This window comes from Levilactobacillus senmaizukei DSM 21775 = NBRC 103853, from assembly GCF_001592085.1.
Classification (GTDB): Bacteria; Bacillota; Bacilli; order Lactobacillales; family Lactobacillaceae; genus Levilactobacillus; species Levilactobacillus senmaizukei.
In genome coordinates, this window is sequence record NZ_BCWD01000001.1 from 21,345 (window position 1) to 35,910 (window position 14,566).

A 14,566-nucleotide genomic window follows, 5' to 3' on the forward strand; every position below is an offset into this window, starting at 1 on the left:
ATTTGAGGGATGATCAGGGTGAAGATGCAAAAAATTGTTTTAACCGTACTGGCCACACTGGGGGCTGCTGGTTTTATCGGGATGTCCACGACCACGGCATCAGCAAGTAGTTCCAAGGTCAACAACTATATTAATAGCAAGAAGATTAAGCCTGCTAAGGTAACCAAGTCCGTTTGGAGTGGTTTCCCTAAGAATAAATACCGTCATGGTAAGGCTAAACCAGAAGGGGTGGTCGTTCACGAAACCGCGAACCCTTCCTCAACCATTTACAACGAAATTGCCTACATGAAGCGCAACTACAACAACGCCTTCGTGCACAGTTTCGTCGATGGTTCCCGGATCATCAACATCGCTAACACGGACTACCTGGCTTGGGGGGTTGGTTACCCTGGAAACGCTCGTTATGTTCAATTCGAACAGGTCGAGGTTCACAGCAAGTCGGCCTTTGCCCACGAAATTGCTAACGCTTCCTGGTACACGGCTTACCTGTTAAACAAGTACAACCTGAAGCCTAACGACGCCGCCTATGATTACAAAGGGACGGTTTGGTCTCATAAGGCCGTTGCGCATAAGCTCGGTGGGTCGACTCATACCGATCCCGTTGGCTACTACTCTTCTGCTGGTAAGAAATACTTCGGTCAGTCTTACAACATGGCCGCCTTCTACCAGATGGTTAAGAAGTACTACAACGAGATGAACACGAAGCACACCAAGTTAATGACCGCAACTTACACGTCCGTTAACCAACAAGCTAAGTTGAGCAGCAAGTACACGAAGTACTATCTGTACAACCATCTTAAGGGTGCCAACAAGAACGCTAAGCGTCAAAGTTGGTCCAAGATTGCGCCTAAGGTTGGCAAGACCTACAGCATCGACATGGTCGGTAAGAAGAGCAACGGGACAACTTGGTACCGGATCAAGCCGGCTACTGACACCACCAGCAAGACTCGTTACTGGGTATACGCTGGTAACTTAACCGATATTGAGGATGCTCAAGACACGACATCTGCCAGTTCCAGCAACTAAATCGTCACCACCCCAAATCATTAGTTAAAAATAAGGTCGCCTGAGAATTACTCAGGCGGCCTTTTTGGGCTAGTTAATGTTTAAACGGTCCAGTCATCTGGATCAAGATGAACGGGATTCTTGACGTACCCGCGGGGATCCTTGGTGTAACCAATCTTAGCATAGAAGTCTTTGGCTAATTCCGATGCGAAGAGAACCGAATGGATACTATGCCCGACCTCTTGGTCCACGAGTTCAAGCAGGTGCCGACCGATGCCTTGATAACGGTAATGTTCATCAACCGCCAAGTCGGCCACGTAAACGGCGTCCGCATAGTCGGTTAGACCACGGGTATAACCCACAACTTGGTCCCCGTCCCAGGCCGTAAAGAGGTAATTAGCATTGTCCAACATGCGCTGTAATTTTGCATCGTCGTTGGTCTGCCGGTGAATCTTAGCCCTGAGAATTAAATCCTTAAAGGTTGCCACGTCCAGCATCTTATCCACTTTGTATTCAATCATGATGTCGCCTTCCTATCCGTTAGATTACCTTAAGTATAGGCAATCCGTGACCTGCGAAAAGTGACAGTTCTGATCAAATTTAAACGGACAATGTGTTGAGAATCGCAACCAGCTTTGATAAGCCCTGATTGAATTCCGCCTTAGAGAAATGAGCAAACCCAATGATGTAATACCCCGGCTTAACCTGAGTGAACCAGCACCGATCCATTGCCCGCAGGTACAGATGGTGCCGGGCTAACGCTCTTTCAAATGGGGCAATATTCGTGACGTTACACAGGTGGAAGACGATATGAATCCCCGCCTCGCCAAACCGGGCCGCTAATAATCCCCGATTGACAAACGGCGTCAGTCGGTCCTTCAACAGGTCATATTTCTGGCGATTCATTTGTAACGACCGGCGAATATGTCGGCTGTAAGCCCCCGATCGAATAAAGTCGGTCGTGGCTGCCTGGGCAATATACGAGACCGAACTACTCTCGTACTCGAACAACCGGTGATAAGTTGGCAGTAATTTCGGCGGCAGGACGATAAAGCTTAACCGCAAATCAGATGAAATCGTTTTGGAAAAACCACTCAGATAGATCACCTGATCGGGCGCCAATGCCTTCAAGGCTGGCACGGGTTTGCTTAAGACCGAGAACTCACTATCATAATCGTCCTCGACTACCAACCCCTGCTTGGCCGCCATGATTTGCAACAGTCGCCGGCGCTGGTCGACGGCTAACGGTGCCCCTAGAGGAAACTGATGTGATGGGGTCACGTAGACCAAATCCAACGGGGCTTCTGCCACACGGTCAACCACGATCCCGGCCGTTGCGGTCACCGGAATGGGCACCAGGTGAACGCCTTGGCGTTTCAAGGTCTCGTATGCGTTACGATAACCCGGGTCCTCAATCCCCAACGTGACTGGATGCTGCAACCAGCCCCGAACGATCTGGTTGACCACTGTCAGGGACTCGGTACTCCCAGTGGTCACAATCACCTGATCTGGATCGCAATGAATTCCCCGTTGGCGGGCCAGTAACTTGACGATTTCTTCCCGGAGCTCAATTGAACCTTGCCGTCGAATGGCCGTCTTGGCAATCCGGTCAAACTGCGACTGAATGGCTGTATTCAACGACCGCTTCCAGGCACTCTTGGCATGGGTTTCCAACATTGAAGAGGCGTATTGGAGAGAGAAGTCAAAATCTGGTTGGGCCAAGTCACGGTCGTGTTCACTGACGTCTTGTAACGCCACCGCGGTCTTAACGAAGAAGCCTTGTTGTGGCCGATTCTCGACTAAATCCTCCGCAACCAATAATTCATAAGCATTCTCAACCGTCCCCTTGGAGACCTTGAGCTCGTCTGCCAAGGACCGAATCGAAGGCAGCTGCCCGACCAATTCACCACGGTGAACCGCGGCCTTCATTTGGCTGGTCAGTTGCTCATAGAGTGGTGCGGACGCCGTTGTCTTTAAATAGTACATTACCCTTCAACTCCTATTGATCATCCGTTGACCGGACCGGATGCCGTCGCTGACGGCTCACTGCGCGGGTCATCACCCACGTTGTAATTGGCACGGTCAGGATCACACTGATCATCGCAAACAGAATCATCAAAATTTCTGAGACAAAAATTTTATCGTTAAAGATTTCACCAAAAGAATAGTGAACGCCGGTAAACCAGATGAACAACGCCAAGAAGCCCCCAAAGAAACCGAAGAATAGGGTATTAAATGTCGTCCCGATAATCTGCTTACCCACCAGGATACCTTCCTGGTAGAGGTCACTGATGGCCACTTGCGGGTGCTGCTGGAGGATTTCACTCAGTCCAGCGGCAATGGCCATGGCAGCCTCCGCAATGGCTCCTAGGGTACTTAAAATGGCAGTGGCGGTGGTAACCTGAACAAAGTTAATCCCTACCAGCACCGATAGACCTTCCAAGTCCTCGCTATCTTCGGGGCCAAACCCCTGAACCAGGCCCCATTGTTCAACTGGAACAATCAAGCAGACCAGCGCCACCAGCACAACCGCCGAAGCAATGAAGGCCACGGTACTGGATAGGTCATCCCCACTGCTCATAAAGATGGTTAGTGCTAATACCAGTAGCCCCACGACCAGCGTCACGATCAACGGTGAAAAGTGAAAGGCCACCAGGACAATCGCCAGGAATAGCAAGCCAAAGTTCAGTAACAGTGCTAGGAACGACTGGGCCCCCGCCTTGCCGCCAACTAAAATCATTAAAATTAATAAAATGAGACCTAAAACGGTAATCGCACTCATTTAATCACCCGCTTTTCCATGAATCGACTGGCCAAGTAGCTGGCTAACGGGACGGCTAACACGATACCAATCCCGCTAATCAGGCTCTGGACGACCCCGAGGGACATGTTCATCGTGAAGGTATACCCCCAGCTATTGCCGTTCTTTAGAAACAACATCGCCATCGGGAAAGTATCCGCCACGAAGATAAAGAACAAGACGTTAATCAGCGGTCCCATGATGGTGCTCCCAATCTGCCGGCCGGACTTGAAGACTTGCCCCGCCGTTAATTCCGGGCGCTCCCGTTTCAAGGCGAAAAGCGAGGAAATAATATCGGTTGACTCATCCATGACCGCTCCCAGTGATCCCAGCAACGTTTCCGCCAAGAATAAGGGCCGGGGGAGTTGGGTCACATATTGCATTGATTCATAGGTAACGCCCCGTTCATGGGTAAAGTGAAAGACCAGTAAGCCAATAACCAGCGCCACCATGGTGCCCCCAATCGTCGTGGCCAAGGTGATCAACATTTGCCGGTTCGTCCCAATGACTAGCCAGAGGGTCAGGGCCGCAAAGACGACCGCCAAGCTGCCGAAGATCCAGAGGACCTGGGCTCCTTGGGTCGAACCATTAATAAGGATGGCGATGTAAAATAACACCCCGTTGGCGGCCACACTAAGAAAGGCCATCAACCCACTGAATTGAAGAATTAAGAGTAAGAGTGCAACGACCAACCAGATCATGAAGACTAGTGTCGTGTCACGCTTCAAGTCCTTCGCGGTAGCTGTCAACTTCGACCGGCTGTGGTTATGAATCACCACGAACAACTGACTTCCTCGGCGGTAACGCTGATCCATGGCTCGCGACCGTGAATACGTGTTGCTAATCGTTAATCGCCGGCCCCGGTGTTGACCATTTAAAATGACCCCCGTCAACTTCTGGGTAATCTGCGTATCGTGATTGTGAAAATCATCGGTCATCGTGGCGCGTCGACCGGTTTGAACCTGCGTCACTCGCATGATGGGGTCGTGATACAACGCCGCGTCGTGCTGCGTTCCCCATACCAACAAGAATCCCAGCACGAGGGCTAATACCCAGGTCCAGATGCGGCCGGGTCGTGTTTTCAAGAATTGCACATGCTTCGTCCCTTTCTAATTACTCATATGCCCAATATACCACTCTCAAACGGGGGATTTTTCCTCACCAAAAATTTTTAACCAAATCACAGTAAAGCCTTGCTCACCACGGACTGTCATTCCGTCATTTACCACGAAAACGGTGGACCCCCTTGCAATTCCCGTAGAAAACCAGTAGAATAACAGTCGATTGTTATTTTAATTAAGTGAGGGTTTACTAATGAAAAAAGCACATCCAAATGGCGTTCAAGGCCGCCGGAAGGTTAACCGTAAAAAGGACCGGAAGCGCCGCGACGAAATTTCAGACTTACAACGTTGGTTAAAGAACAAGAAGTAGTCTGACGCCTATACCAAAAAGAAGCATTGACCTACGGGTCAGTGCTTCTTTTTTCGTTAATTTTTAATCGACTACTAAGACGTTCGTATCGGAATGTTGAACCACGTAGGTTGTCGTCGCCCCCATGATGGCCCGTCCGATCCCGTGGGAACCGGACCGCCCGATCACCGTTAAACTGGTATCGAAGTCCTCGGGCAGAACTTGGGCAATCGTTGGCTTCGGCAGCCCAACTTTAAAACTCGTGCTGGCCTTGACACCCGCTTCACGAGCTTCATCAGCCGCATCCTTCAGATAACCGGCCGCTTCTTCCCTGAAATGGTCCATGATTTCGCCACCAAATTTAGCCCCATAGTGGTTATAGCTCTGGTCCGTGGCCACGGCCACAATGAAAAGTTCCGATCCTAAAACCTTGGCTAAGGCAATGGCTTCCTTGACCGCCGCGTGGGCATTCTTACTGCCGTCGGTGGGTACTAAAATCCGTTCATACATGCGATCCCTTCCCTTCAGTTCAGCTCAGCTCATCCACTTACTTATTCTTATCATACCAATTTTTGCTTGACTAGCAAGGATTCTCGCCAGTTAACTGGCAAAAGAAATGGATGAGTCTCATTACCCGATTAGCAAGTAGTTTGTGGTAAGATGAACCAAGTAAATTACTGACCAAGGGATGGATCTAATATGAAAAAGCTACTACTTGTTTTCGGCGGCCTGCTGACGCTTACCCTTGCCGGCTGCTCGAACAATCAATTAACCACTAATCACCAAAGCTACCAGCCGACCGCGTTGACCGCTGTCATCAAGGGACAGGCTGCGGCCAAACACGTCACCTACCGGATCGATAATGGCGCCAGCCAACGGGCTAACCTGAACGGCGGTACCTACTTCTTCCAAGTTCCCGCGGCAACTAAAGATCAAACTGTCAAGATTACCGCCGGGGCCGCCCACAAAACCGTTACGGTCAAGCAGGTGGCGGCATTAGGCAACTACCAGAAGATTGCCACTAGTTACAACCAAATGGCCACGGCCAGCTACCTGCCCGCCAAGACGCAGAAACAATTGCAGAGTGCCCAGGCTAACCAGGCCGCAACCAAGAAAAAATTAGCGGCCCTCGCGCAAACCGATCCAGCGGCAGCCGCCGTAGCCGTTCAACAACAAAAAGTGGCCGGTCAGAAGTTACAACAGCGCCTGGCTACGGCTAAAAAGCAGGCCAAAGACGATCTGCTCCCAACAACCACAACCACTGGCTTGCATAACCTCGCAACCACCAAGTACACCACGATTCGGGGAAACGTTCAGGATGGCCATTTAATGGGATTAGCCCTCTTGGTCCCGACCAAGGAAATGAAGACTAAGACCGGCCAGAAGAAATTCATCACGACCTTCGCTTTACTTGGCAACGCCTTGGGGACGAAGCCCAAGAGCGTCATGCAGCAATTCGAAAAAGTTATGAAGGATGCCAAAAAGAACAGTTCCTCCACGACCACGAAGACCATTCACTCCAATGGGGTTCGCTTCAACGTGGGCTTCTCCACCGACCACCTCTATATTTACATGACAAAATAACGCTGTACCCCTGCCGACACATCGTTGTCGGCTTTTTATATGCGCTATATTCCGATCCACCGACCATTTAGAAAACAAGCTGACTTATCCTAACCCAATGTGCGCGAGCACAATCATTTTTATCCCCACTGGTCAGGCCGCATAATGACGGTATGCTGAGGTCATGAAGACCCGCCGCCATTAACCCGGCCAACTTCGTGACACTCAACAGAATATGCATTTCCAGGGGGAGTTAATATGCAGAATGAAGATCGCGTGTTTGAAGCGTTCTTGCGGCAATACCGCGAAATTTTTCGCGTCCTGATCAACGCCGCAGAACAGATTACCAGTCAGTACTCAGTCAGTTTTGAACAATATTTACTTCTAAAACAAATTCATGAACAACGCAACATCACGTTGAGTGAATTGGCCGATTCCACTCGTACCACTCGTTCGGCGGCTGCTCGTAAGCTCCGAGCACTACTGCTCGACGGATTTGTGGAACAAGAAGCCAAGTTGGATGACCGCCGGGTTAAGTATCTCCGGTTGACCACCAAGGGGACCAACGTGGAACGCGACATCCGCCAAGCCTTTCTTCAAAGTGCCGAAGCCTGGGAAGAAATTCCTAGCAGCCTGACTTCCGAAGACATCAACGCTTTCTTCACCCAATACCAAGCCAACATTGCGACCTGGGACCGGACGCGGCCGAAGTTTCACCGGCCAGTCATCAGCGCTAAAAAACGGGCTCTGGGTGATGACTAAAGCCAGCTAAAAAGAGTTGAGATCTTCTCAGCTCTTTTTTCGTGTCGTCACCGTCAAAAAAATTCCTTTTTCTTCACAAATGGGTTAGTCTTTTAGTAATCACACAAATTTTAGGAGGATTTCGTATGCGACTTAATCATTTTACGTCTGATACAGCAGCTGGAGGGGCCACCAAGGACTTTCCAGTCAACGACCAGCAACTGACTCAAGACTTATATGACGCCGTTAATGGCGCCTGGGCCGACCAAGCCACCATTCCCGGCGACCACGCGTCAACCGGTGGGTTTATGGATTTGGTTGATAACATCGAAAAGACTCTAATGAGCGACTTCCGTGATCTCTTGACTGGAAAATTAATGCCGGCCAACGATGAAATGGCTGCCTTCAAGCGGCTCTATGCCCAAGCCAACGACTTCCAGCAACGTGAGGCCACCGGAACGGCACCCCTGAAGCCCTATCTCGACCGGATCACGGCCTTAACCGATCTCGACGATTTGAACCGTCATTTGGTCGACTTCATCAAGGTTGGCTTACCAACGCCGATTGACTTTGGCGTGGAACCCGATATGAAGGACACGAGCAACTACGCCCTATATCTGGATGCCCCGAACCTCTTCTTACCAGACAAGACCTACTACGAGAAAGGCAATCAGGCGGCGGCCCAACTAATGCCAATCTTCACCAGTACCGCCGAAAAACTATTAGGAATGTTGGGCTACTCAACCGACGACGCCCACCAGATCGTGGCAGATGCCAAGGCCTTCGACGCCCAAATTGCCCCCCACGTTAAGTCATCCGAAGAGGCGGCGGATTATGTAAAGGTCTATAACCCACGTGACACCAGCGCCGTGGCTAAGCAAGTCAGCCATTTGGACTTAACTGGGACCATCCAGGCCCTATTAGGTGACGTGCCTGAACAGGCTATCCTACCGCAACCGATCTTCTTCGATGCGACCAATGACCTGATCACCCCCGCCAACTTTGAGCTGATCAAACACTGGATGATGGTCAAGACCGTCTTCGATGGTACCGGTGCCCTCACGGAAGAATTCCGTCAAGTCGGTGGGACCTATCGGCGCGCACTGTCCGGCCAAAAACAGGCTCGCTCCAAAGAAAAAGCCGCCTTCTATCTCGCTACCGGAACCTTCTCCCAAGTGGTTGGGGACTACTACGGTCGTAAATATTTTGGTGAAGCCGCCAAGGCCGACGTCCGCAAGATGGTCTTGAAGATGACCCACGTTTACCAACAACGGTTAAAGGCCAACGACTGGCTCAGCACCGCCACCAGTGAAAAGGCCATCACCAAGCTCCAGAAGCTAACCATTAAGGTCGGCTACCCTGACGAAATTGACCCACTCTACCGCAAATACCGGGTTGATCCAGACAAGTCGCTGTTCGATAACCTACAAGCCATCAGTGAAGTTGCCATCCAAAACTACTACGGTCACTGGGGCAAACCCGTCGATCGTGAACGTTGGGACATGAGTGCCAACACGGTTAATGCCTACTACTCCCCATCCAACAACGAAATTGTCTTCCCGGCGGCTATCTTACAGGCGCCATTCTACAGTTTGGACCAATCCAGCAGTGCCAACTACGGCGGAATCGGGGCCGTGATCGCCCACGAAATTTCCCACGCATTTGACAATAATGGTTCACAGTTCGACGAATTTGGGAACCTGAACAACTGGTGGACGGATGCCGACTTGGAACACTTCCAAGGCTTGGCTAAAGCCATGATCAACGAATTCAATGGGATCGAATTTGCCGGCCAAAAGGTCAACGGAAAGCTCACTGTTTCCGAAAACATTGCCGACGCCGGTGGTCTGAGCTGTGCGCTCGAGGCTGCCAAGTCAGCCGATGACGTCGACCTCCGAGCCTTCTTCATCAACTGGGCCAATGTCTGGCGGATGAAGGCTACGACGGAATACATGCAGCTCCTATTGTCGATCGACGTTCACGCACCAGCCAAGCTGCGGGCTAACGTGCAGGTCAAGAACCTTGATGACTTCTACACCACGTTTAACGTGCAACCCGACGATGCCATGTACCTGGCTCCTGCCGACCGAGTTAAGATCTGGTAGACTCATTCCATGGTCCGCCTTCGTCCTCCAGGTAAGGTCGCCGACGGCTCTGATTGATGGTCATTCACAAACTTACGAGTCTGCGCTAGCCAACTAGTTATCCTCAATTGCACGAAAAAAGGAGTCGCTATCGTCTTTTCCTAGACGATAGCGACTCCTTTAATTTTGTTTAGCTGGCCACTTACACTGCCAGTTTAGTTCATGTTAGGAATTTCTGGCTAAGCTATTCAGCCGCGGCCTCAACGTTTTCTTCGGCTTCCTCTTCAGAAATAATCTGAACCGTCTTAGGCGTCCCCAGCACCATTCGCTTGACCAGGGGCATCACAAACATCCCCCGGACAAAGAACGCCATCGTGAAGTCCCCAAAGAAGGCGAGGATGAAGGTCACCGGTGTCATCGCGAATAACTCTCCATTAACGACCAGGGCCAACGTGCTCATGGTGAAACACATCACAGAAATCATGGTCCAACTACGAATCGTGCCACTCCGCGTGATGATTTCTGCCTCGTCTGTTAGTTTACGAGTACCCAACTTAATCATCAGCTTGGCCACATTCGAGGCCACCAACACGTTCCACATGATGGCAAACGCCAACGTTGGCAGAATGCTCGTGGCATAGGCCCGCCAAAACGCCAAATTGATTCCCGTACTCTTCGCCATGCCTAACCAGCTCATAACACTCGCCATAATCGTCGTCATTGTAATCGAAAATAATAATCTTTGCTTTGAATTCACTTTAAGATCTCCTATTCAGTTGATAAGGCAACTATTTGTTTAGTATACGCTGATTAGTTTAATTGTCAACTATATGCTATACTAAGGCGCAAAGGACGGTGTTCCTATGGAAATCACACAACTCAGCAAAATCATTGGCATCCTACACCGGCGATTTCAAACCATGATTAGTCATGAACTAGACTTCCCGGCATTGAGCACCACGAATGCCAACTTTCTCCTCTTCATCAGTGAGCATGACCACATTACCGCTAAACAACTCTCAAATGAGCTGGTCATTAATAAGGGCCTGGTCAGTCGTGAAATGACCCGACTGGAAGCGGCTGGCTACATTACCCGCCAAGCCGACACAGCTGATCATCGAATCACCTGGATTACCCTCACCCAGACGGGCCAGGAGACCGCGGTAGCCGTTCGGACTATCATGACGAGTATCTGGCAAGAAGTCCTCACAACCACTCCTGAAGCCGACGTCCTGGCCACCTATGGCCATCTGGCCGAATGGGGCCACCAGGCCGACCGGCTGGCCGTCCAGAAACGGCAAGCTTCCGAAAAAGATTCATCAATTCATTAAAAACAGCCACAATAAAAAGGATCGAGACTAATTTTTGTCTCGATCCTTTGATTTGTTCATCGAAGTTATTTCGTGCTGTCTCGCTTCACGATCTTAGTCCCGATCGTCATCCGCTGGGGCGTGGTCCGTCCGTTGTTATATCGGTCGGCCACCAAGTCTACGGCTGCGCTACCTAAGAGCTCAGTGTCCACGTGAACGCTGCTCAACTCAGGAAAAACGAACTTGGCGATGGTAGTATCGTTAAAGCTCATGACACTCACCCGCTGGGGAACAGCAATTCCCTGTTCATGCAGGGCCTTGAGCGCCCCGGCTGCCATGGGATCATTGGTCACAAAGAAGGCTGCGGGTAAATCCGAACCAAATTGCTTAATGGCCGTCATCATGGCCTCGTAACCGGACTGATTGGTATAGTCACCGGAGAAGACCAGTGCGGGATCAAACGCCCCGTGGTCTTCCATCTCGTGTTTGAAGGCCAGATACCGTGGGTCGATGACCGCCAACTTTTCATCCGTGGTCCACTCAGTCCCATACAACAAGCCAATCCGTCGCTGGCCGGCCGCCCAAAACCCATCGATGACCTGCTTCACGGCAATATCGAAGTCGGTCACCACACTATCGTAGCCCTCCGCCAGCTGGTCTTGGTCCACAAAGACTAGATTTGGCGTGAGTTGAGCCATCGCTGTGACCTGCTGGGCGCTAAACTTTCCAATCGCGATAATCGCATCAACATCGGCATCGATGGAGCTCAGATCACTGTGGAAAGTTCGTGTGGCCAAGAAGTGGCGTTCCTCACATCGTTTCTCGAGGCCTAAGCGAATCGACATGTAGTACAAGTCATCCAGTTCCTTGGTCTTGGAATACCATTGCACAATGGCAATCTTTAATTCCTTGGTCACAGGAACCGGCCGCCGCTTGAACTTAGAATAGTTCAACCGCTCGGCCACCTCGAAGATTTGCTTCCGAGTAGACTCGCTCACGGACAAGGTCCGATCATAGTTGAGGACGCGAGAAACCGTCGCCAAGGACACCCCGACTGTTTGGGCAATATCTTTCAACGTAGCTGCGATGATTCCTCACTTCCCTTTCCAACTAAATTTGGGCAATAAACTTATCCAAGGCGGCTTGACCGGCGGTGTCACGCTTGAAGACCCCGGCATCGGCCAGGACTCGGGCAAAGACGTTCCCAATCGCTTGGTGTAAGACCTCAGTGACGTTCTCTGCCGTCAACTGGTGGTCTCGCTTAATCTGATCGGCCCAGGCCTGGTGCATGTCCGCCATCTCATTGGGTTCGTCCAACAAGTACTTCGTGACCTCGGCCATTTCGGCCTTCAGTCGAGCGGGTAAAATGGCTCGACCCATGACTTCAATCAGGCCAATGTTTTCCTTTTTGATGTGTTGCACATCCTGGTGCGGATGGAAAATCCCATCAGGATAAGTCGTGGACGTTTGATTGTCTCGCAGGACAATATCCAAAACGTAGTCGTCACCCTTCCGGTAGGCAATCGGCGTCACCGTGTGATGGCGCGTGTCATCCGTGTAGGCTCGAACATCGACCGACTCATCGGAGTAGTCAATCCAACTGTTTAAAATCTTTGTGGCAGCGGTGATGAGGGGTTCCGGTTGACTCCCGGTCAAGCGAATATCCGTCATTGGCCAATCCACAACACCGGCAGCGACACCGGCAACGCCCAGGTCGATCGCGCGGTCAACCGGCGCCTTCATCATTGGAAAGTCGTGCTTCCCACCTTGGTAATGGTCGTGTGTGAGCATCGAGCCCCCAACGATTGGCAGGTCGGCGTTACTCCCAACAAAGTAGGTTGGGAATTGCCGAACAATTTCCAACAAGTTGGTGAAGGTATGCTGGTTGATCAGCATTGGTCGGTGTTCCTGGGCCAAGAAGATCGCGTGCTCTGAGAAGTAGGCGTATGGGGAGTATTGGAAGCCCCAGGTTTCGCCGCCCAGCATCATTCGGATAATCCGGTGATTGCTGCGGGCGGGATAGCCCAAGCGACCCAAGTAGCCTTCGTTCGTCATGCACAGTTGGTCCAAAGGATAACTGGTCGACTTCTGTTTCAACGCGGCAGCAATGGCCTTTGGGTCCTTTTCTGGCTTCGACAGGTTGATGGTGATCTCTAACTCACCGGCCGGTGTCTTGGCAGGAAAGACCACGTTTTTAGCAATGTTACGGGTCTTAATGTAATTGTTCTTTTGACTTAATTGATAAAACCAGTCGGTTGCCGCACTGGGACTCTTTTGATACCGATCCCAGAAGCCACGATTTAAGGCGGATGGTAGTGGCGTCATCAGATCCATCAGTTGCGACTCCAAGATTTCTTTAGGACTCGCAGAATCCTCAATTTTACCGTGATTGATCGCCGTTTGAATCATGGCATTAACCAGATCGATCGGTTCATTGCTAGTGGCAGCCTCGGCTTGGCCATCACCAATGAGGGCAAAGATCCGGTTGGTCACATACTGCCGATCCAACTCCGTATAAGGTGCTGGCGATGCCACGACGGCATCGATAAAGGTTTGAATCGTGTCTTCAGTCATTACTTCGTCTCCTCAGTCCGGTCAGCATAGCCTTGTGGATGCGTTTGCTTCCAGTTCCACGCCGTGCGAATGATGTCTTCCACGTTATCAAATTGCGGTTGCCAGTTCAGGACCTTACGAGCCTTGTCACTGGCGGCAATCAGGGTACTTGGGTCACCGGCACGACGAGGTGCCATCTTGGCTGGAATTTCCTTACCTGTGACCTTGCGAGCGGCTTCCAACATTTCCTTATTAGAGAAGCCAGTTGAAGAACCGAGGTTAAAGGCATCGCTGTCGTGACCGGCCTTCAAGTATTCTAAGGCCAAGATGTGGGCATCGACCAGGTCAACGACGTGGACGTAATCTCGCACATTGGTCCCATCCTTGGTTGGGTAATCACTGCCGAAGATGGATAACTCCTTGCGTTCGCCAGCAGCAACCTGCAAGATGATTGGAATCAAGTGGGTTTCTGGATGGTGGTCTTCACCAATACTCCCGTCTTCCTTAGCCCCGGCAACGTTGAAGTACCGCAACGCGATAAATTTGATACCGTAAGCTTCGTCAGACCAGTGCATGATCTTTTCCATCATCAGCTTGCTTTCACCATAAGGGTTCGTTGGAATTTGGGGATCGGTTTCCTTAATTGGAATTTGCTTAGGTTCGCCGTACGTTGCGGCCGTTGAAGAGAAGACAATCCGCTTAACGTTGTGCTTGTTCATGACTTCCAGTAAGGAAACCATGCCAGCCGTGTTGTTGTCGAAGTACTTCAATGGCTTTTCCATCGATTCGGGGACAATTGAGAAGGCAGCGAAGTGCATCACGCCTTCGATGTCTTCCTTATCAAACACGTCGTTCAAGAATTTTTGATCGTGAACGTCACCTTCGTAGAACCGGGCCTTGCTATTAACGGCTGCCCGATGGCCAGTGACTAAGTTGTCGACAACGGCAACGTCATAACCTTTTTCGATTAAACGATCAACGGCGTGAGAACCGATGTAACCGGCACCACCTAATACTAAAACTGTCATTGTTCAATTCCTCCTCTTATGTCTTTACGTCTTTATTTTACGCTAATTAACTAAAATCTTGTAGGCCCGTCT

Annotated in this window: 14 protein-coding genes; 5 read left to right on the forward strand and 9 right to left on the reverse strand. The window is 50.8% G+C overall.

The window, feature by feature from the left end:
* Positions 1 to 24 precede the first annotated feature (24 nt).
* Entirely contained in the window at positions 25 to 1,026 is a 1,002-nt protein-coding gene (locus LSE01S_RS00115; RefSeq protein ID WP_169790363.1) for a peptidoglycan recognition protein family protein, read from the forward strand.
* 80 nt (positions 1,027 to 1,106) lie between these two features.
* On the opposite strand, the gene LSE01S_RS00120 is transcribed toward LSE01S_RS00115, so the two are convergent.
* From LSE01S_RS00120 to LSE01S_RS00140, 5 genes are all read right to left on the reverse strand, one after another.
* Complete coding sequence (locus tag LSE01S_RS00120; RefSeq protein WP_061775596.1) at positions 1,107 to 1,526, reverse strand: GNAT family N-acetyltransferase; 420 nt, start codon at positions 1,524 to 1,526, stop codon at positions 1,107 to 1,109.
* A gap of 79 nt (positions 1,527 to 1,605) precedes the next feature.
* Positions 1,606 to 2,991 (reverse strand): MocR-like pyridoxine biosynthesis transcription factor PdxR, encoded by a 1,386-nt coding sequence (gene pdxR, locus LSE01S_RS00125; RefSeq protein WP_061775597.1) that lies wholly within the window; start codon positions 2,989 to 2,991, stop codon positions 1,606 to 1,608.
* A 13-nt stretch (positions 2,992 to 3,004) separates the two neighbouring features.
* The gene (locus LSE01S_RS00130; protein ID WP_061775598.1) at positions 3,005 to 3,787 is read right to left on the reverse strand and encodes a YibE/F family protein; all 783 of its coding nucleotides are present in this window, start codon (positions 3,785 to 3,787) and stop codon (positions 3,005 to 3,007) included.
* Positions 3,784 to 4,899 carry a YibE/F family protein gene (locus LSE01S_RS00135; RefSeq protein ID WP_061775599.1) on the reverse strand — a complete coding sequence of 372 codons (1,116 nt, stop codon included), beginning with the start codon at positions 4,897 to 4,899 and terminating at the stop codon, positions 3,784 to 3,786. The genes LSE01S_RS00130 and LSE01S_RS00135 overlap by 4 nt, the downstream gene beginning before the upstream one ends.
* Before the next feature lie 400 nt (positions 4,900 to 5,299).
* On the reverse strand, positions 5,300 to 5,725 hold the full coding sequence (locus LSE01S_RS00140; protein ID WP_061775600.1) for a universal stress protein: 426 nt from the start codon (positions 5,723 to 5,725) through the stop codon (positions 5,300 to 5,302).
* A gap of 189 nt (positions 5,726 to 5,914) precedes the next feature.
* Between LSE01S_RS00140 and LSE01S_RS00145 the strand changes: the two genes are divergently transcribed.
* The 3 genes from LSE01S_RS00145 to LSE01S_RS00155 all read left to right on the forward strand — a co-directional run bounded on the left by LSE01S_RS00145 (position 5,915) and on the right by LSE01S_RS00155 (position 9,624).
* A complete protein-coding gene (locus LSE01S_RS00145) occupies positions 5,915 to 6,799 on the forward strand; it encodes a hypothetical protein (protein ID WP_061775601.1) in 885 nt (294 codons plus the stop codon).
* Positions 6,800 to 7,036: 237 nt separating this feature from the next.
* Positions 7,037 to 7,540: a MarR family transcriptional regulator gene (locus LSE01S_RS00150; protein ID WP_061775602.1), complete on the forward strand. Its 504-nt coding sequence runs from the start codon at positions 7,037 to 7,039 to the stop codon at positions 7,538 to 7,540.
* A gap of 125 nt (positions 7,541 to 7,665) precedes the next feature.
* Complete coding sequence (locus LSE01S_RS00155; protein ID WP_061775603.1) at positions 7,666 to 9,624, forward strand: M13 family metallopeptidase; 1,959 nt, start codon at positions 7,666 to 7,668, stop codon at positions 9,622 to 9,624.
* A gap of 223 nt (positions 9,625 to 9,847) precedes the next feature.
* On the opposite strand, the gene LSE01S_RS00160 is transcribed toward LSE01S_RS00155, so the two are convergent.
* Positions 9,848 to 10,360: a DUF2798 domain-containing protein gene (locus LSE01S_RS00160; RefSeq protein WP_061775604.1), complete on the reverse strand. Its 513-nt coding sequence runs from the start codon at positions 10,358 to 10,360 to the stop codon at positions 9,848 to 9,850.
* Between the two features lie 106 nt (positions 10,361 to 10,466).
* Here LSE01S_RS00160 and LSE01S_RS00165 point away from each other — a divergent pair, with 106 nt between their 5' ends.
* A complete protein-coding gene (locus LSE01S_RS00165) occupies positions 10,467 to 10,934 on the forward strand; it encodes a MarR family winged helix-turn-helix transcriptional regulator (RefSeq protein WP_061775605.1) in 468 nt (155 codons plus the stop codon).
* Between the two features lie 65 nt (positions 10,935 to 10,999).
* Here LSE01S_RS00165 and LSE01S_RS00170 read toward each other — a convergent pair whose 3' ends face one another.
* Genes LSE01S_RS00170 through galE form a run of 3 tightly spaced genes read right to left on the reverse strand, consistent with a single transcriptional unit; the run spans position 11,000 to position 14,494 of the window.
* The gene (locus LSE01S_RS00170) at positions 11,000 to 12,001 is read right to left on the reverse strand and encodes a LacI family DNA-binding transcriptional regulator (protein ID WP_061775606.1); all 1,002 of its coding nucleotides are present in this window, start codon (positions 11,999 to 12,001) and stop codon (positions 11,000 to 11,002) included.
* A gap of 22 nt (positions 12,002 to 12,023) precedes the next feature.
* On the reverse strand, positions 12,024 to 13,487 hold the full coding sequence (locus tag LSE01S_RS00175) for a UDP-glucose--hexose-1-phosphate uridylyltransferase (protein ID WP_061775607.1): 1,464 nt from the start codon (positions 13,485 to 13,487) through the stop codon (positions 12,024 to 12,026).
* A complete protein-coding gene (gene galE / locus LSE01S_RS00180) occupies positions 13,487 to 14,494 on the reverse strand; it encodes a UDP-glucose 4-epimerase GalE (protein WP_061775608.1) in 1,008 nt (335 codons plus the stop codon). Before galE ends, LSE01S_RS00175 begins: the two co-directional genes overlap by 1 nt.
* Between the last annotated feature and the right edge of the window lie 72 nt (positions 14,495 to 14,566).